Origin of the sequence: Paracoccus mangrovi (assembly GCF_042648425.1) — a bacterium.
Classification (GTDB): domain Bacteria; phylum Pseudomonadota; class Alphaproteobacteria; order Rhodobacterales; family Rhodobacteraceae; genus Paracoccus; species Paracoccus mangrovi.
Genome location: NZ_JBHRXJ010000022.1, coordinates 1 through 16,478 on the forward strand (window position 1 = coordinate 1; position 16,478 = coordinate 16,478).

General features: G+C 63.2%; 16 protein-coding genes. 8 read left to right on the top strand and 8 right to left on the bottom strand.

Translation table 11 applies throughout. The features are described 5' to 3' along the window. Positions 1–86: 86 nt before the first annotated feature. The 8 genes from ACFOMH_RS19000 to ACFOMH_RS19035 all read left to right on the top strand — a co-directional run bounded on the left by ACFOMH_RS19000 (position 87) and on the right by ACFOMH_RS19035 (position 8,841). Positions 87–1,010 carry an ABC transporter substrate-binding protein gene (locus ACFOMH_RS19000; protein ID WP_377746477.1) on the top strand — a complete coding sequence of 308 codons (924 nt, stop codon included), beginning with the start codon at positions 87–89 and terminating at the stop codon, positions 1,008–1,010. A gap of 58 nt (positions 1,011–1,068) precedes the next feature. Then, a complete protein-coding gene (locus tag ACFOMH_RS19005; RefSeq protein WP_377746478.1) occupies positions 1,069–1,890 on the top strand; it encodes an ABC transporter permease in 822 nt (273 codons plus the stop codon). Positions 1,891–1,892: 2 nt separating this feature from the next. Beyond that, the gene (locus ACFOMH_RS19010) at positions 1,893–2,699 is read left to right on the top strand and encodes an ABC transporter permease (protein WP_377746480.1); all 807 of its coding nucleotides are present in this window, start codon (positions 1,893–1,895) and stop codon (positions 2,697–2,699) included. 335 nt (positions 2,700–3,034) lie between these two features. Beyond that, positions 3,035–3,679 (top strand): TetR/AcrR family transcriptional regulator, encoded by a 645-nt coding sequence (locus ACFOMH_RS19015; RefSeq protein ID WP_377746482.1) that lies wholly within the window; start codon positions 3,035–3,037, stop codon positions 3,677–3,679. Between the two features lie 454 nt (positions 3,680–4,133). Then, the gene (locus tag ACFOMH_RS19020; RefSeq protein ID WP_377746484.1) at positions 4,134–5,294 is read left to right on the top strand and encodes an acyl-CoA dehydrogenase family protein; all 1,161 of its coding nucleotides are present in this window, start codon (positions 4,134–4,136) and stop codon (positions 5,292–5,294) included. Continuing rightward, positions 5,294–7,342, top strand: coding sequence for an acetate--CoA ligase family protein (locus ACFOMH_RS19025; RefSeq protein WP_377746485.1), 2,049 nt, complete (start codon positions 5,294–5,296; stop codon positions 7,340–7,342). The genes ACFOMH_RS19020 and ACFOMH_RS19025 overlap by 1 nt, the downstream gene beginning before the upstream one ends. A 1-nt stretch (position 7,343) precedes the next feature. Then, entirely contained in the window at positions 7,344–8,132 is a 789-nt protein-coding gene (locus ACFOMH_RS19030; RefSeq protein WP_374427526.1) for an enoyl-CoA hydratase-related protein, read from the top strand. A 1-nt stretch (position 8,133) separates the two neighbouring features. Then, complete coding sequence (locus ACFOMH_RS19035; RefSeq protein WP_374427523.1) at positions 8,134–8,841, top strand: NAD(P)H-dependent oxidoreductase; 708 nt, start codon at positions 8,134–8,136, stop codon at positions 8,839–8,841. A 260-nt stretch (positions 8,842–9,101) separates the two neighbouring features. On the opposite strand, the gene chrA is transcribed toward ACFOMH_RS19035, so the two are convergent. The 8 genes from chrA to ACFOMH_RS19075 form a co-directional block, all read right to left on the bottom strand. After that, positions 9,102–10,520, bottom strand: a complete 1,419-nt coding sequence (gene chrA / locus ACFOMH_RS19040; RefSeq protein ID WP_377746487.1) for a chromate efflux transporter — start codon at positions 10,518–10,520, stop codon at positions 9,102–9,104. Between the two features lie 279 nt (positions 10,521–10,799). After that, complete coding sequence (locus tag ACFOMH_RS19045) at positions 10,800–12,131, bottom strand: glutamine synthetase family protein (protein ID WP_374427485.1); 1,332 nt, start codon at positions 12,129–12,131, stop codon at positions 10,800–10,802. 3 nt (positions 12,132–12,134) lie between these two features. Next, positions 12,135–12,962, bottom strand: a complete 828-nt coding sequence (locus ACFOMH_RS19050; protein ID WP_374427482.1) for an ABC transporter permease — start codon at positions 12,960–12,962, stop codon at positions 12,135–12,137. Beyond that, complete coding sequence (locus ACFOMH_RS19055; RefSeq protein WP_377746489.1) at positions 12,959–13,837, bottom strand: ABC transporter permease; 879 nt, start codon at positions 13,835–13,837, stop codon at positions 12,959–12,961. The genes ACFOMH_RS19050 and ACFOMH_RS19055 overlap by 4 nt, the downstream gene beginning before the upstream one ends. A 61-nt stretch (positions 13,838–13,898) precedes the next feature. Then, positions 13,899–14,624, bottom strand: a complete 726-nt coding sequence (locus ACFOMH_RS19060) for a transporter substrate-binding domain-containing protein (protein ID WP_374427476.1) — start codon at positions 14,622–14,624, stop codon at positions 13,899–13,901. Positions 14,625–14,646: 22 nt separating this feature from the next. Further along, positions 14,647–15,456 (bottom strand): ABC transporter ATP-binding protein, encoded by an 810-nt coding sequence (locus ACFOMH_RS19065; protein ID WP_374427473.1) that lies wholly within the window; start codon positions 15,454–15,456, stop codon positions 14,647–14,649. Positions 15,457–15,632: 176 nt separating this feature from the next. Beyond that, on the bottom strand, positions 15,633–16,091 hold the full coding sequence (locus tag ACFOMH_RS19070; RefSeq protein WP_374427470.1) for a tellurite resistance TerB family protein: 459 nt from the start codon (positions 16,089–16,091) through the stop codon (positions 15,633–15,635). Between the two features lie 52 nt (positions 16,092–16,143). Beyond that, entirely contained in the window at positions 16,144–16,440 is a 297-nt protein-coding gene (locus ACFOMH_RS19075) for a DUF1330 domain-containing protein (protein WP_377746492.1), read from the bottom strand. Positions 16,441–16,478 lie beyond the last annotated feature (38 nt).

The window sequence follows — 16,478 nt, forward strand, 5'->3', positions numbered from 1 at the left end:
AAACGCGCCCCTCGCAGCCGTCAACGCCATGATTTATATGCGAAATATCACGATTACGACAGCGAAATCAGCGACTTACTTGGAGAATGTGGGATGACAAGGCTTATTGCGCACCATTTACCGCCGATACCGGCGTGGTGGTCAAACAGGATACGACCGGCCCGACCGAAGGCGCAATCGCCGCGCAGGTCAAAAGCGGAAAGCCCGCCTGGGACGTCGTGGATACCGATCCCTTCTCGGCGCAGGCGCTGGGTCGTCAAGGCATGATCGAGCCGATCGATTATACCATCGTCGACAAGTCCAAGATGCGCGAAGGCTTCAGCTGGGAATATGGCGCCTCGAGCTTTTTCTACAGCTATATCATTGCCTATGATGCGGCGAAATTCGGGGACGATCCGCCCAAGGGCATGGCCGATTTCTTTGATCTCGAAAAATATCCCGGCAAGCGCGGCATGTATAAATGGGGCGCCGGCATGTGGGAGGCGCTGCTGATCGCTGATGGCGTGAAGCCGGAAGAACTCTATCCGCTGGATATCGAACGGGCGCATAAGAAACTTGCCGCGTTCAAGGAAAATGTCGCCTCGTTCTGGGGCGGCGGGGCCGAGTTCCAGTCGCTGCTGCTGAATGGTGATGCGTCGATGGTGCTTATCTGGTCCACGCGGTCCCGGATCCTCGAAGAGGATAGCGGCGGTGACATCAAGACGACCTGGGCTCAGGGGTTCCTTGCGCCCGGTGCCTTTGCTGTGGTCAAGGGCAATCCGGCCGGTCCGAAGCTTGCGATGGAATTCATTGCATCCGCGCAGGATCCCGAACGTCAGCTGGTGATGTTCAAGGAATTCGGCCATGGGCCCGCGAACCCCGCGACGGACGCCCTGCTTCCGCCCGAGCTCAAGGCTTATAACCCGGTCGATCCCGAAAATGCGGCACAGCAGATCGCGCTGGATATGGCCTGGTATGATGAGCATTACAGCGCCGCGCTTGATGCCTATCTGAAGGTCATTTCGGCCTAATTTTCCCCATATAGCTCGTCCCGGATCCGGGACGAGCCCTTCCTGATAGGAGGCAATCGTGTTCCGGCTACAACGTTCAAGCTGGTTACTGGCGCCGATGCTGGCCTTTATGGTCGTCGCATACCTTGCGCCATTTCTGGGTGTCGTCAGCTGGAGTGTCACGCTGCCCGAGCCTGGCTTTGGGCAGTACAAGGCGGCCCTGACCGATCCGCTGGTTCAATCCGTATTCCTGCGCACCCTGCGCATTTGCGGCGCCGTGGCGGTCCTGTCGGTTCTTGGCGCATATCTGATCACCCTGATCTGGGTCAGAGGCACGCCTCGTCAGCGCCTGGCAATCGAGCTTTGCATCCTCGTCCCGTTCTGGATTTCGGTGCTGACGCGCGCCTTTGGCTGGCTGGCTCTGCTTTCAAATCACGGGATCATCAACAGCACGCTCATGTCCCTTGGCCTGATCAGCGAGCCGCTTGAGCTGGTGCGCAATCAGTTCGGGGTCATCGTCGGTATGACGCATTTTCTGATCCCCTTCGCGGTGTTCCCGCTTGCGACCAGCATGCGCAATATCGATGAGCGCGTCATGTTGGCGGCGCGCGGGCTTGGCGCCAGCCGGACCCGGATCTTTTGGCAGGTGTTCCTTCCGATGACCTCGTCGGGCGTGGTCGGCGCCCTGATCCTTGTGTTCGTCTTTGCCCTGGGCTTCTTCGTGACGCCATCGCTGCTTGGTGGCGGTCGCAGCGTGATGGCGGCGGAACTGGTCTATCTGCGTGTGTTCCAAAGTCCCGATTGGGGCCTCGCCTCGGCGATCAGCGTGATCATGATGGTCTGCATCACGGCATTGCTGATGCTGATCATGCGGCAGGACCGCGTGGGAGGTGGAAAATGAAGATGGTCAAACCCAGCACGCTGACCCTGACGCTGGCCATTCTGGTCGCGATCTTTCTGGTGATGCCGCTATTTGCCGTCATTCCGGTGTCCTTTACGCCAAAGCGCTTTCTCAGCCTGCCTGACGGAGAGTGGTCCTTGCGCCATTACCGCGCGCTGATCGAGAACCCGGAATGGCTGCAAAGCGCGCTCACCTCCATTTCCATCGGCGTTGTCAGCGCGCTGGTGGCGACGGGCATCGCGCTTTTGTTCTGCATCGGCATGTGGATTTCGCAGCCGCGCTATCGTGGGCTTTTGACCGGGATCGCGCTGTTGCCGATGGTCGCGCCGCCTGTCGTTTCGGCCCTGACGCTTTATTTCTTCCTGATCACCCTGGGCAAGATCAACAGCGTCATCGCCTATGATGCCTGGGGGGGCGTCGTGCTGTCCCATGCGGTGATGATCGCGCCCTATGCGGTCGTGATCATCACGGTCGCATTGTCTCAGGTGGATCGGCGCATCGACCTTGCCGCGCGCGGCATGGGCGCCACGCTGACCCAAAGGGTGGTCCGCGTGATCCTGCCCAATATCAAGTTCGGGATCGCATCCGCCCTGCTCATGACATTCATCCTGTCATGGGAAGAAATCGGGGTCTCGCTCTTTGTGACCTCGGTCAATGTCGTGACGCTGCCAAGATTGATGTGGATGGGCCTTCGCGACAATATCGACCCTGCCATCGCCGCTGTTTCGGTTGTGCTGATTTTCCTGGTTGTGGTTGTTATCGTGACGAAAACCTTGTGGGGTTACAGGCGCTCAAACGGGTCGGTTTAGCCCGCCGCAGTTCGGCGTGAACGGGATGGCCTTGCCGCAGGCAGGGGCGTCCCGGACCGCGCCGGCCGCTTGTTCAGGCGGGGTTTCCCGTCAAGGCGGCGGCGCGCCACGACATCGGGCCGGGCAGGGATTGCGACGCGGCGCCTCGGTGTCGCGTCGCATCTGCGTGCCCCCCGATGGGCCGGTGGTGCCGGACCCGCGGCCTCTGTCCGCGGTTGGGCTTGCAACATGGCCGGACCCGCGTCAGGTAAGCCCTGGCCGGAACGCTGTGGCAAAGGCCGCGGGCGATCATTAACTTCGTTGCACAGAGGTGCAAAGACGCACAGGAGGTCGGTTTGCGACAGGAACGGCGCAGCTTTTGCAGGGAAACGCCCGAACAGCGACGCGAGGATCTCATATCCGCCACGCTTGAGGTCATCAGCGCCGGCGGCGCAAAAGCGGCGAGTGTCCGCAACATCGCCGCACAGGCCAATGTGACAATGGGGCTGATCCGGCACTATTTCTGCAGCAAGGAGGACCTCATCAATGCCGCCTATGAGGTCTATCTGACCCGGATCATCGATCTGGCCATGTCGCCGGATCAGTTGATCGAACTGCCGGCCCGCGTCAGGTTGCGCAAGCTGATCGAGGCGAATTTCACCGAGCCGGTGTTGTTGCCGCAGTCGATGACGCTCTGGGTGGCCTTTATCGAAATGACCGGCCAGATCCCCGAGATGGCCCGGATTTACGCCCGCATCTATACCGAGGCCCGCAGCCGGCTGGAGCGGCTGATCGGAGAGGTGCTGAGCGAGGCGGGGCGCGAACCCGCCCCGGAGGAATGCCTGACCATGGCCATCGCCTGTAACGCGGTCATCAACGGACTGTGGATCGAGGCGGTGCGGATGCCGCCCGCGCCCGAGGAAAACATGTACGCGCCGGTGGGGTTGGTGGCGATCTCGTCGATTGTCGGCGTCGATCTGTGCGCGCCCGACGGACAGTGATCCGGTGATCGGGCAGGGCGCTGATCTCTGACAGGTCTTGTCCCCCGACCGGATTCGCACCCGTTCCCTGACATCCTGCGGGCGGCGATCTGGCCGTCTTTGGCGAAATCGGCGCCGTTGACCGAATAGCATTCCTCCCGCCGCGAGCGTCCGCTCAAGGCCATGCGTCGCCACGCCCGTCAAGAACGGGCGCGCTGCGCGAACGGTGGTGCCACCGTTGAAATTTCCATCCACAATCGCAGCCTTTCGATGACCGATCCGCCCGGGCCGCAAGGGGCGGGGATCGCCGCTGTCATCCCTGTGTCGTCGATACGGAACACCTGCCCGGACCCATCAATCCGCCGCCCGCCGATGCCGGGTTGTCGTTTTTATGCGACCGAATAATAAAGCTTGCGAAGTTTGTTATTCGATCGCATAACAATGTCAGAAACGCGCTTGTATTTGGGGGATGGGGATGCATTTCGCGCTGACGGAAGAACAGGAAATGATCGCGGGCACGGTCCGCGCCTTTGTCGAAAACGAGATCTATCCCCACGAGGCCGAGGTCGAACGGACCGGCATGGTCGATCCCGCCGTGGCCGAGGATATCAAGCGCAAATGCAAGGATCTGGGCTTTTACGCCTGCAACTTCCCCGAAGAGGTCGGCGGGGCCGGGCTGGGCCATGTGGATTTCGCCATCGTTGAGCGCGAGCTGGGTCGCGGTTCGATGGCGCTCGCGCATTTCTTTGGCCGTCCGCAAAACATCCTGATGGCCTGTCAGGGCGACCAGATTGAGCGTTACCTGTTGCCCGCCGTGCGGGGCGAACGCATGGACGCGCTGGCCATGACCGAGCCGGATGCCGGCTCGGACGTGCGGGGGATGAAATGCACCGCCCGGCGCGACGGCGGCGACTGGATCGTCAACGGCACCAAGCATTTCATTTCCGGTGCCGAACATGCCGATTTCATCATCGTCTTCGTCGCCACCGGCGAGGATCAGACCGCGCATGGCCCGAAGAAACGCATCACCGCCTTTCTGGTCGATCGCGGCACGCCGGGCTTTGAAATCGCGCCCGGCTACAACTCGGTCAGCCATCGCGGCTATAAGAACATGATCCTGCGGTTCGAGGATTGCCGCCTGCCCGACGCGCAGGTGCTGGGCGAGGTCGATGGCGGGTTCGAGGTGATGAACACCTGGCTTTACGCCACCCGCATCACCGTCGCCACCAATTCGGTCGGCCGGGCGCGGCGCTGTTTCGATTATGCGCTGAACTATGCCGCCGAGCGCAAGCAGTTCGGCCAGCCCATCGGCAAGAATCAGGGCGTCAGCTTTCAACTGGCCGACATGATCACCGAAATCGACGCGGCCGAATTCCTGACCTTCAACGCCGCCTGGCGTCTGGATCAGGGCCTGCCCGCCAACCGCGAGATTGCCAGCGCCAAGGTCTATGCGTCCGAGATGCTGGCCCGCGTCACCGACCGCACCTTGCAGATCTTTGGCGGCATGGGGCTGATGGATGATTTTCCCATCGAACGCTTCTGGCGCGATGCCCGGGTCGAGCGGATCTGGGACGGCACCTCCGAAATCCAACGTCACATCATCAGCCGCGAACTGCTACGGCCTCTGGGGGCATAATGCGTAAACTCGATCGTCTTTTCCGGCCGAAATCGATTGCGATTTTCGGCGGCGGCTGGTCCACGAGTGTGGTCCAGCAATGCCAGAAAATGGGATTCAAGGGCGATATCTGGCCTGTTCACCCCAAGCTGACCGAAATGGCCGGGCTGCCCTGCTATGCCAGCGTGGCTGACCTGCCCGGTGCGCCGGATGCCAGCTTCATCGGCGTCAACCGCAACGCCACGATTGATATCGTGCGCGATCTGTCGGCGCGCGGTGCGGGCGGCGCGGTCTGTTTTGCCTCGGGTTTTCGCGAGGTGGCGGACGGGGCCGAGTTGCAGGACCAGCTGATCGAGGCCGCCGGCGACATGCCGATCCTTGGCCCGAACTGCTATGGTTTCATCAACTATGTCGAGGGCGCGCTTTTGTGGCCCGACCAGCATGGCGGTCGTCCGGTCGAACGCGGGGCGGCGATCATCGCGCAATCCTCGAACATCGCGATCAACCTGACCATGCAGCGCCGCGGCCTGCCGCTGGCTTATGTGATGACCGTCGGCAATCAGGCCCAGACCAGCCTTGCCAATATGATCGACGCGCTGATCGACGACCCGGCGGTGACCTCGATCGGCCTTTATATCGAGGGTCTGGGCGATATCGCGGCCCTGGAAGGCGCGCTGCGCCGTGCCCATGAAAAGCGCATCCCCGTGGTGGCGCTGAAAAGCGGCCGGTCCGAGGCCGCGCAGGCGATGACCCTGTCGCATACCGCATCGCTGGCCGGCGCGGATGAATTGGTGTCCGAGTTCCTGGCGCGGATGAATGTCGCCCGCGTCAAGTCGCTCGACGAGATGGTCGAGACGCTGAAGCTTGTGCATGTGCTGGGGCCCTCCAAGGACTTTACCGTCGGTTCGCTGGGCGTGTCGGGGGGCGAGGCGTCGCTGATCGGCGATCTGATCGAGGATACCGATCTGGTCCTGCGCCCGCTGACCTCTGACGAGGCCGCCAAGGTCAAGGCCACGCTGCACGACATGGTCACGATCTCGAACCCGCTGGATTATCATACCTTTAGCTGGCACGATCCGGCCGCGCTGGAAAAGACATATGCGGCGATGATGTCATGCGATTACGGCCTGACCATCCTGATCTTTGACACACCGCGCAGCGACCGGTGCGAGGATAATGGCAGCGCCGCCGCCACCGAGGCCGCCATTCGCGCGGCGCAGGCCACGGGCGGGCGGCTGGCGATGATTTCGTCGCTGCCGGAAAACACCACCGAGGAACTGGCCGAGCGGCTGGTCAGCCTGGGCATCGCGCCGCTTTGCGGTTTGCAGACGGGGGTGAAGGCCGCCGAATATGCCGCCCGGATCGGGCAGGGCTTTCAGAAGCCGTTGCCTCAACCGGTCCTCTTGCCGGCGGATGGCGGCGCGGCCGGCACGCTGGAGGTGGTGAACGAATACGACTCCAAGCGCCTGCTTAAGGCCGCGGGCATCCAGATCCCGGAAAGCCAACTGGTGCAGACCGTCGACGAGGCCGTCGCCGCCGGCGAAAAGCTGGGCTATCCCGTCGTTCTGAAAGCGGTCAGTTCGGATCTGGCGCACAAGACCGAAATGGGCGCGGTCAAGCTGAACCTGCGCGATGCGGACCAGTTGCGTGACGCGGCGCAGATGCTGTCGGCCTTTGGCGTGCCGATGATGGTCGAACGCATGGTTCAGGGCGGCGTGGCCGAGCTGATCCTGGGCGTTGTCCGCGATGCGCAATTCGGCCCCTACCTGACCGTCGGTCTGGGCGGGATCATGGTCGAGCTGTTCAAGGATGCGCGGGTCATGCTGTTGCCCGTGGACCGCGAGGCGGTGCGCGCCGCGCTGATGTCGCTGAAAACCGCGCCGCTGCTGACCGGTTTCCGGGGCCGCCCGGCCGCCGATCTTGAGGCGGTGATCGACGCCGTGATCGCGCTGGCCGGTTTCGTGCAGGCCAATGCGGCCACCATCGAAGAAATCGACGTCAACCCCCTGATCGTCTGTGAAAAAGGCGCTTTCGCCGCAGACGCGCTTATCCGCAGAAGGAGCCTGTGACATGTCGGACCCGGTCAAGACCCATCGCAACGGTGCGATTTTCGAGATCACGCTGGACCGCCCCAAGGCCAACGCGATCGACGTCACCAGCAGCCATCGCCTGGGCGAGGTCTTCGCCCAGTTCCGCGATGACCCCACGCTGCGCGTGGCGATCCTGACCGGCGGCGGGTCGAAATTCTTTTCGGCCGGCTGGGATCTGAACGAGGCGGCCGAGGTCGGCGGATCCGGCTTTGCGGGCGATTACGGGCAGGGCGGCGTCTTTGGCTTTCCCGAATTGCCGGGGCTGGAAAAGCCGGTGATCTGCGCCGTCAACGGCTATGCCATCGGTTCGGGATTCGAGGCGATGCTGGGCGCCGATCTGGTCGTCGCGTCGGAAACCGCACAGATGTGGCTGCCCGAAACCCAGCTGGGCTTTGCGCCCGATGTCGGCACCTTCCGGCTGCCCAAGGTGCTGCCGCCGGTGATCGCCAATGAAATCCTTTACGCCGGGCGCCGCCTGAGCGCGGCCGAGGCAGCGGGGCTTGGCCTGATCAACCGCGTCGTGCCCGCCGATGCGCTGATGGATGCGGCGCGCGACATGGCTGCGACCATCGTGCGCTCGGCCCCGCTGGCCGTTGCCGCCGTGAAACAGACCATTCGGATGCAGGCCAATATGACCGTGGCCCAATGCTATGCCGCCGTCCGCAATGGCGATTTTCCGATGTTTGCCCGGATGATGGAAAGCGCCGACGCGCTGGAAGGTCCGAATGCCGCCATCCAAGGCCGTGAACCCGTTTGGAAGGGGAAATGAAATGAAGGCTCTTGTCGTATCCGCCACGCCCGAACCGCAATCCTTCGTCGCGTCGATGGCCCGAACCTCATGCGAGGTTCTGGAACGCAAAGGCTACGAAGTCGCGACCTCGAACCTTTATCAGATGAACTGGAATCCCGTCGCCAGCGCCGATGATTTCGGCCGGCGCGCCAATCCGAACTATCTGACCTATGCGCTGGAACAGCGGAACGGCGTTCAGACCCAGACCATCGCGCAGGATATCCAGCAAGAGCTGGACAAGCTGATGGCGGCCGATCTTCTGGTGCTGAACTTTCCGATCTACTGGTTCTCGACCCCGGCCATTCTGAAAGGCTGGATCGACCGGGTGCTGGTTTCGGGCACCGCCTATGGCGGCAAGCGCATCTATGACAAGGGCGGGTTGACGGGGAAAAAGGCCCTTGTCGGCGCGGCCCTTGGCGGTCGTCCGCATATGTTCGCGCCGGACGGCATCCATGGCCCGGTCCATGACATGCTGCGGCACCTCTTGCGCGGGACGCTGGGCTATTGCGGCATGGGTGTGCCGCAGCCGTTCTTTGCCTGGCATGTCCCCTATATCACGCCCGAGGCCCGCGACGAGATGATGGCCGATTACATTGCCCATCTGGAATCGGTCGAGGATCTGCCTTTGATGGAGTTTCCGCATATGGCGGATTTTTCCGAAACGATGGAGCCGATCAGAAAGCAATGAATGACTGTTCCGATGGTCGGGCGCCGTGCTTGCGGCGCCGATCATCGGATGTCACCGATGGGGTGGATATGTCGATGGGCTGGCCGGTTTCTGTCCCCCGGTCAGATACCGGCAGAACGGTTCCATCGCCGCCACCCTATGGCGGGCCGGTATCGCCAGCCATGTGAATTGGGGGTCGTGGCACATCCGCGCCCCCCAAACCCGCCCTGGAATTTCGCATTCAGGCCCGGCATCAAGGTCGCGCCCGTCTTTGCCCGCATTTAAACAAGACCGGCCAGATGCAGGGCGATCCCACCGAGTGCGGCGGCGGCAAGCAATGTCACCATGCCGATATTCAGCCGGAATACCGCGATCAGCGCCAGCACCGAAAGCGCCGCCGCGACCGGGTCGACCGATCCCGGCACCGGCAGTTCCAGCGATAGCGGCCCAAGCGTGACCTGCGCGACCTCACGCCAGATGACATGGATGGCGAACCAGATCGCCAGATTCAGGATGACCCCCACCACCGCCGCCGTCACCGCGCTCAGCGCGGCCGCCAATGCCTTGTTGGCGCGCAGCCCCTCCATGAAGGGGGCGCCAAGAAAGATCCAGGCAAAGCAGGGCGCAAAGGTGACCCATGTCGTAAACAATCCGCCGACCGTGCCCGCCAGCATCGGCATGGCCCAGCCCGCCTCGCGGAACGCGCCCATGAAGCCAACGAATTGCAGCACCATGATCAGCGGCCCGGGCGTGGTCTCGGCCATGCCCAACCCGTCCAGCATTTCGCCCGGGCGCAACCAGCCATAGGTGCCGACCGCCTCTTGCGCGACCCAGGCCAGCACCGCATAGGCGCCGCCAAATGTCAGCACCGCAAGCTTTGAGAAATAGGTGGCGATCTCGGTAAAGACGCTGTCGGGCACAAGCCAGACCAGCCCCGCCACCGGCAACAGCCACAGGATCAGCGCGACCGCCCCGGCGCGGAACGCCGCCCTTCGCGCCGCACCCGAAAGCGGCCCGCCTTCGCGGCCCAAAAGCGTCTGGGCGTCGTCGACATGCGTGCCGCCCGACCTGCCATGCCCGCCGCCGCCGCGAAACGCCGCCAGACCGGCCCTTGCGCCCAGCCAGCCGATCATCGCGGCCAACGCCACGATCAATGGAAACGGCGCGCCAAAGGCAAAGATCGCGACAAAGGATCCGGCGGCGATGGCGCGCATGGCGTTGTTTTTCAACGCCCGCCCGCCGACCCGCACCACCGCCTGTAGAACGATCGCCAGAACCGCGGCCTTCAACCCGAAAAACAGGGCCGATACGAAACCCACATCGCCATAGGCGGCATAGATCCAGCTCAGCCCCATGATCGCCAGCACCCCGGGCAGGATAAAGAGCCCGCCCGCCACCAGCGCCCCCCGCACGCCATGCATCAGCCAGCCGATATAGGTCGCCAGCTGCTGGGCCTCGGGGCCGGGAAGCAGCATGCAGAAGTTCAGCGCATGCAGAAAGCGGTCATCGCCCAGCCATCTGCGTTCCTCGACCAGGGTGCGATGCATGACCGCGATCTGTCCGGCCGGGCCGCCAAAGGACAAAAGGGCGATGCGCGCCCAGATCCGCGCGGCCTCGGAAAGGGACGGGAATGCGGCCGGCCGGTTGCCGGGTTCCGTGTGCGGTGTCCCGGTGCGGGTCGTCGATTGCGGGGCGGGCATGGGCACTCCTGTTCTTGAAGGCAGGAACAGCACAGGCCTGCGCCCGCCCGAAATGCAGACAGCGCCGGCCTTGCCCGCAGCATGTCCCGGTTTCCCGGGACCCTGTCAAGGCGAAGCGCCGGCAGGGCGAACCGGGCCTGTGAGGCGCCGCGCCGCATGCGAGGCGCGCCGGATGAAAGACAGCACCCCACGGCGGGGAGGGCAATGCCGAAATCGCCGGCGCTGTCACGGTTGCTGGAAAGCCTCCTGGGCATGACGGCTTCAGCGTTGCCGGAACAATCAAACCGTATCCAGATAAAGCTCGACCGTTTCCTCGTCTGACAGCTCGGCCATATAGTGCAGTTCCTGCCGCTTGGTCATGACGAAATTCTCGATCAGATGTGCGGGGAAGATCCGTCTGATCTGTGGGCTGGTGGCAAAGGTCTCGATCGCTTCGCCCCAGCTGGTCGGCAATTGCGCCAGCCCCTGTTCATAGGCGTTTCCGGTGATCGGGGGCGGGGGCTCGGTGCCGTCCTCGATGCCGTTCAGCGCCGCGCCCAGTACTGCCGCGACTGTCAGATAGGGGTTCACGTCGCCACCCGCCACGCGATGTTCGATCCGCCGCGCCTTGGGCCCCGAGGCCGGGATGCGGATCGCCGAGGTGCGGTTCTCATAGGCCCAGCCGATGCCGGTGGGGGCATGGGAATCGGGCACCAGCCGGTCATAGCTGTTCTCATGGGGCGCAAAAAGCAGGGTCGAGCCGGGCATCGCATCCAGACAGCCGGCCACCGCATGGCGCAGCGCCGCCGATCCCTCATCGCCGCCATTGTCAAAGATATTGTTGCCATCCCGGTCCAGCACCGAGAAATGCATATGCATCCCCGAGCCGTTCCAGTGCTCATAGGGCTTGGCCATGAAGGAACCGGCAAAGCCGAATTGCCGCGCCAGCCCCTTGATCAACAGCTTGAAAAGCCAGGCATCGTCCGCCGCCTTCAGCGGATCGGCCTGATGCATCAGGTTGATTTCGAACTGACCAAGCGCGGCCTCGGAAATGGCGGTGTCGGCGGGAATGTCCATCGCCTCGCAGGCATCGTAAAGCGAGGTGAAAAAGCGGTCGAACGCGTCCAGCGCCCGCAGCGACAGGGTCTCGGCCCCGGTGCGGCGCTTGCCCGAACGCGGGCTCGGGGGCACGCGCAACTGTCCGCCGCTGTCATCGATCAGAAAGAATTCCAGCTCGGTCGCGACCACCGGGGTCAGGCCGGCGGCCTTGTAGCGGTCGACGACGCGGGCCAGCGCCTGACGGGGATCGCCCTCATAGGGACGGCCATCGGGGTGAAACATCCATAGCGGCAAAAGCCCGGTCGGCGCCTCAAGCCAGGGCATGGGCATGAAGCCCCGCTCGGTCGGCAGCAACAGCCCGTCCGGGTCGCCCGCCTCAAAGACCAGCGGGCTGTTTTCGATATCCTCGCCCCAGATGTCCATGTTCAGGACCGAGAACGGGAATTTCGTGCCCTCGGTCAACAGCTTTTCGGCAAAGCGGGCGGGGATACGCTTGCCCCGGGCGACGCCGTTCAGATCGGCGGCGGCCACGCGGATGGTTTTGACTTCGGGATGCTCGTGCAGCCAGTCCATGGATCACCTGACAAGATTGGGACGATAGCGCAGCTTTTTCGCGGCCCCCGGCAAATGGCGGTTCAACCGCGCATTCATGACCCCGAAAATCGCGATCAGGCATAGCGTGACCAGGATGAAATAGCCCGCGACGATCGGATAGGCGACAAAGGGGTTGAAGGTCTTGTCGGCGAAATAGCTGGCGTAATAAAGGCTGTCGCCCTGTTGCCGAAAGGCGGGAAATCCCGAAAAGAACACCAGCGTCGTGGCGTGGAACAGAAAGATTGCCTCATTGGTATAGGCGGGCCAGGCCAGCCGCATCGCGGTGGGCCAGATGATGCGGCGATACCGGGTCCAGCCGGACATGCCATAGGCGTCCGCGGCCTCGATCTCGCCCTTGGGCAGGTTGCGCAGCGCGCCATAAAAGATCTCGGCCGAATAGGCGGCGGTGTTCAGGATCAGGACCAGAAGCGCGCCGGCCCAGGCCTTGGTCATCCAGCTTGTCTGGACGGTGATGCCGAAAATGTCGATGCCGGCGCGTGGCAGCATGACCAGCGTTTCATAGGCCAGAAAGAACTGGATGAAGAGCGGGCTGCCCCGAAAGACAAAGATGAACCATTCGGCGGGTTTGCGCAGCAGCGGGTTGCGCGACATCTTGGCCACGGCCAGCGCATTGGCCAGGAAAAAGCCGAAAAACAGCGCCAGCGCCCCGAAATAGATGTTCCAGATCAGCCCCGAACCGATCAGTGTGATCTGTTCGCAAAGCGTGAATTCGCTGCGCGGCAACAGCTTTTCGCCAATGCCCAGCGACCGCAGGCCGTAATCCTGAATGGTTTGCAGGCACTGGCTCATGTCGCGGCCTTTCGCATGGCCTCGCCGGCGGCGGTGGCCTGACCGGCGGACAGGCGGGCGCGGATGCGGTCGAAGATGCGTTCCGATCCCCAGGTCATCAGCAGATAAAAGATCAGGATCGCCAGGAAATAGTACAGCCGCCAGTCGGGATGGGGATAGGCATAGGCGCTTGTCTTGGCGCCGCCCAGCTCGCGCGCCCAATAGACGATGTCCTCGACCCCCAGAATGAACAACAGCGGCGTGGCCTTGATCAGGATCATCCACAGATTGGCAAGGCCGGGCAGGGCATAGGTCCACATCTGCGGGATCAGGATGCGCCGGCTGACCTGTCGGGGGGACATGCCATATGCTTCGGCGGTTTCCAGCTGCGCGCGCGGCACCGCGTTCATGGCGCCGTAAAGCACATTGGCAGCAAAGGCGCCAAAGACGATGGAAAAGGCCACCACGGCCAGAAAGATGCCATAGCTTTGATGGACCCATTCCGGGGCCGAGGACAGCGGCAGCTTGGCCTGCGCACAGACCAGAAACTCATTGCCCTGTCGGATCGGCACCGAGGGTTCGCAATAGGCCTTGGCGCGCAGCCATTCGAAGCCCTGATCCAGTGCGATGGGCACGAACAGGAAAAAGATGATGTCGGGAACGCCCCGCACCATCGAGGTATAGATGCGCCCGAACCATCGCAGCGGCGCAAAACGCGACCGCGAGGCCAGCGCGCCGCCAAAGCCGAACAGCAAGGCGATCGGCGCGGTAATCGCCAAAAGCAACAGCACCGTGCCGAAGGACAGATAGAACAGGATATGCTTGCCCGAGGTCAGGTAGCACATCAGCCATGAAAGCCCCTGAAGGCTGCCGGGGTCGGCGCATTGTTCAAGCATGGGTCACCCTGAATGCCGCCCGGCCGGAACCGGGCGGCGCATGATCACAACACCGGACCGATCAGAAGACCAGCGCGTCGTCGCCGAACCATTTCTTGATCATGGTGTTCAGCGTGCCATCGTCTTTCATGGACTGGATGGCGGTGTCGAACTTGGCTTTCAGCTCGGTATCGGATTTGCGCATGCCGATGGCGATGCCTTCGCCGATCACGACCTTGTCCTTGCCATTGACCCAGACCAGCTGGCCATTCGATTCCGTGACATAGGGCGACAGGAAATCCTTGTCGGCAAAGACGGCATCGGCCTCGCCGTTGCGGACGGCGGCGATGGTTTCCTCGCCGGTGGCGAATTCCGAAAGCGTGGCGCCGCTTTCCGCGACGAACCCGGCCTGAATGGTGTTGATCTGGGCGGCGACGACGCCCTCGATATTGGCGTCGGCGCTGGCGGCGGCATAGGCCGAAAGCGGCGGCGGCGTATAGGGCAGGCTGAATTCGATCGCCTTCTTGCGCTCGTCCGAGATGTTCATGCCGGCCATGATCGCGTCATAGTTCGAGCTGACGAGGTTGGGGATGATCGAATCCCAATCATTGGTCACCCAGGTGCATTCCAGCGCCGCGCGCTTGCACAGCTCGTCGCCCAGCTCGATTTCAAAGCCGGTGACCTTGCCGCTGTCATCCACGAAGTTGAACGGAGGATAGGCGCCCTCGGTGGCGATGCGCACGGTCTGTGCCATGCCCATTCCCGCGGTCAGCGCCAGGGCGGCGGCGGCAAGCATGATCTTCTTCATTATGAACTCTCCTGTTGGTCTTTCATTCGGCCATGCTTGCGCTGAGAAACTGGCGCAGGCGTTCGGACCGGGGCGCGCCGAAAAGCTGCGCGGGCGGTCCCTCTTCCTCGATCCGGCCCTGATGGAGGAATACGACATGATCGCTGACATCGGCGGCCAGCCGCATGTCATGGGTGACCAGCAGCATGGTGCGGTGTTCGGCGGCCAGATCCTTGATGACGCGCACGACCTCTTGCTGCAATTCGGGGTCCAGCGCGCTGGTCGGCTCGTCCAGAAGCAGGGCGCGCGGCTCCATGCAGAGCGCGCGGGCGATGGCGGCGCGCTGTTGCTGGCCGCCCGAAAGCTGCGCGGGCCAGGCGTCGGCCTTGTCGCCGATGCCGACCTTGGCCAGCAATTCGCGGGCGCGGGCCTCGACCTGGGCGGGGTCGCGCCTGAGCACATGGATCGGCGCCTCGGTCACGTTTTGCAGGATGGTCAGGTGCGACCACAGGTTGAACTGCTGAAACACCATCGACAGGTTGGTGCGCAGCCGCGTGACCTGGGCGCGGTCGCCGGGCACGCGCGCAAGGCCGGTGCCGCGCCATTGCACGGCCTCGCCCTCGAACAGGATGTCGCCCTGTTGGCTGTCCTCAAGCAGGTTGCAACAGCGCAAAAGCGTCGATTTCCCCGAACCCGAGGATCCGATCAGGCTGATCACATGGCCGCGCGGCGCGCTCAGGCTGACGCCCTTGATCACCTCAAGCTGGCCATAAGCCTTGTGCAGGTTGCGAATCTCGATGACGGGCCGGTCGGCCGGTGTCGTCTTGCCGGGGATATGTTCGGTTTGGCTCATGCGGATATGAGGCGATATTTGCCGCGTGAATGCAACGGTTTCGTGGCTGCCGTTTCAGGCAGGCTGGCGAATGCGGGGATTGCCCGCCCGGCGGACATGAGAACGGGCATGGAAACTGGCGTTGGAGCGGTCATGGATATGGGCATCGGGGTGGGCATGGGAAATGGTGCGGGCGATCACGACCCGGAATGCCCCATCGTTTCAAGCGCGCGCTGCCGTGCCAGCGCCGAATCGCGGTCATTGATGCCCAGCAATCCGGCCACCAGCCGCACCAGCGATTCCTCGTCGGCGCTGCGCTTGCCATCGGCATAGGCGACCTCCCACAGGGCGGCGATGATGTCGTGGCGGTCGGCCAGCTCGACCCGGTCCTTGATGGTGCGGGTGAAGCGCACGGTATCCGGGGCCTCGGCCTCGATCATTTCGGCGGCGGCGCGACGTTCGGCGGCGGCCGCGTGGTCAAGCCCGCGGCGCCGGGCAAGTACCTGATCTATGCGCGTTTTTTCGGCCTGCCCATAGCGGTCATCGGCCTTGGCCAGACGCACCATCAGGGCGGCGATGGCCACCTCGGCGTCCTGACCGTTCAAAGGCGTCGGCGAGGTCGACTCGAGCAGCCGGCTGAGAAGGTTGCGAAACATGCGGCGATATTAGGCGATTTGGACGAAAGAACAATACGCTGCCGATCAATTATCAGGCTGTTTCGTAACCTTCGACAATGGTGAGGTCGGCCGCCGAACAGGGTTGACGCAGGGTCAGCGCGGCCTGGTACTCGGGGCTGAAATAGCAGGCGCGAGCGGTTTCGAGATCGGCGAATTCGACGACGACGCTGCGCGGGCGCATCGCGCCCTCGATGATGTCCTGCGCCCCGCCGCGCACAAGGAACCGCGCGCCATATTTCGCGAATGCGGCGGCATTGGCCTGGCGATAGGCCTCATAGGCGGCGGGATCGTCGACCGTGACATGGGCGATCCAATAGGCTTTGGGCATGGCGGCTTCTCCGGCAAGGGACGGGTCTGGACCCGTTC

Excerpts from the sequence above, each read along its gene's own strand:
- ACFOMH_RS19000 (WP_377746477.1), top strand. The coding sequence starts at position 87 with ATGTGGGATGACAAGGCTTATTGCGCACCATTTACCGCCGATACCGGC.
- ACFOMH_RS19010 (WP_377746480.1), top strand. The coding sequence starts at position 1,893 with ATGGTCAAACCCAGCACGCTGACCCTGACGCTGGCCATTCTGGTCGCG.
- ACFOMH_RS19020 (WP_377746484.1), top strand. The coding sequence starts at position 4,134 with ATGCATTTCGCGCTGACGGAAGAACAGGAAATGATCGCGGGCACGGTC.
- ACFOMH_RS19025 (WP_377746485.1), top strand. The coding sequence starts at position 5,294 with ATGCGTAAACTCGATCGTCTTTTCCGGCCGAAATCGATTGCGATTTTC.
- ACFOMH_RS19030 (WP_374427526.1), top strand. The coding sequence starts at position 7,344 with ATGTCGGACCCGGTCAAGACCCATCGCAACGGTGCGATTTTCGAGATC.
- ACFOMH_RS19035 (WP_374427523.1), top strand. The coding sequence starts at position 8,134 with ATGAAGGCTCTTGTCGTATCCGCCACGCCCGAACCGCAATCCTTCGTC.
- chrA (WP_377746487.1), bottom strand. The coding sequence starts at position 10,520 with ATGCCCGCCCCGCAATCGACGACCCGCACCGGGACACCGCACACGGAA.
- ACFOMH_RS19045 (WP_374427485.1), bottom strand. The coding sequence starts at position 12,131 with ATGGACTGGCTGCACGAGCATCCCGAAGTCAAAACCATCCGCGTGGCC.
- ACFOMH_RS19050 (WP_374427482.1), bottom strand. The coding sequence starts at position 12,962 with ATGAGCCAGTGCCTGCAAACCATTCAGGATTACGGCCTGCGGTCGCTG.
- ACFOMH_RS19055 (WP_377746489.1), bottom strand. The coding sequence starts at position 13,837 with ATGCTTGAACAATGCGCCGACCCCGGCAGCCTTCAGGGGCTTTCATGG.
- ACFOMH_RS19060 (WP_374427476.1), bottom strand. The coding sequence starts at position 14,624 with ATGAAGAAGATCATGCTTGCCGCCGCCGCCCTGGCGCTGACCGCGGGA.
- ACFOMH_RS19065 (WP_374427473.1), bottom strand. The coding sequence starts at position 15,456 with ATGAGCCAAACCGAACATATCCCCGGCAAGACGACACCGGCCGACCGG.
- ACFOMH_RS19070 (WP_374427470.1), bottom strand. The coding sequence starts at position 16,091 with ATGTTTCGCAACCTTCTCAGCCGGCTGCTCGAGTCGACCTCGCCGACG.
- ACFOMH_RS19075 (WP_377746492.1), bottom strand. The coding sequence starts at position 16,440 with ATGCCCAAAGCCTATTGGATCGCCCATGTCACGGTCGACGATCCCGCC.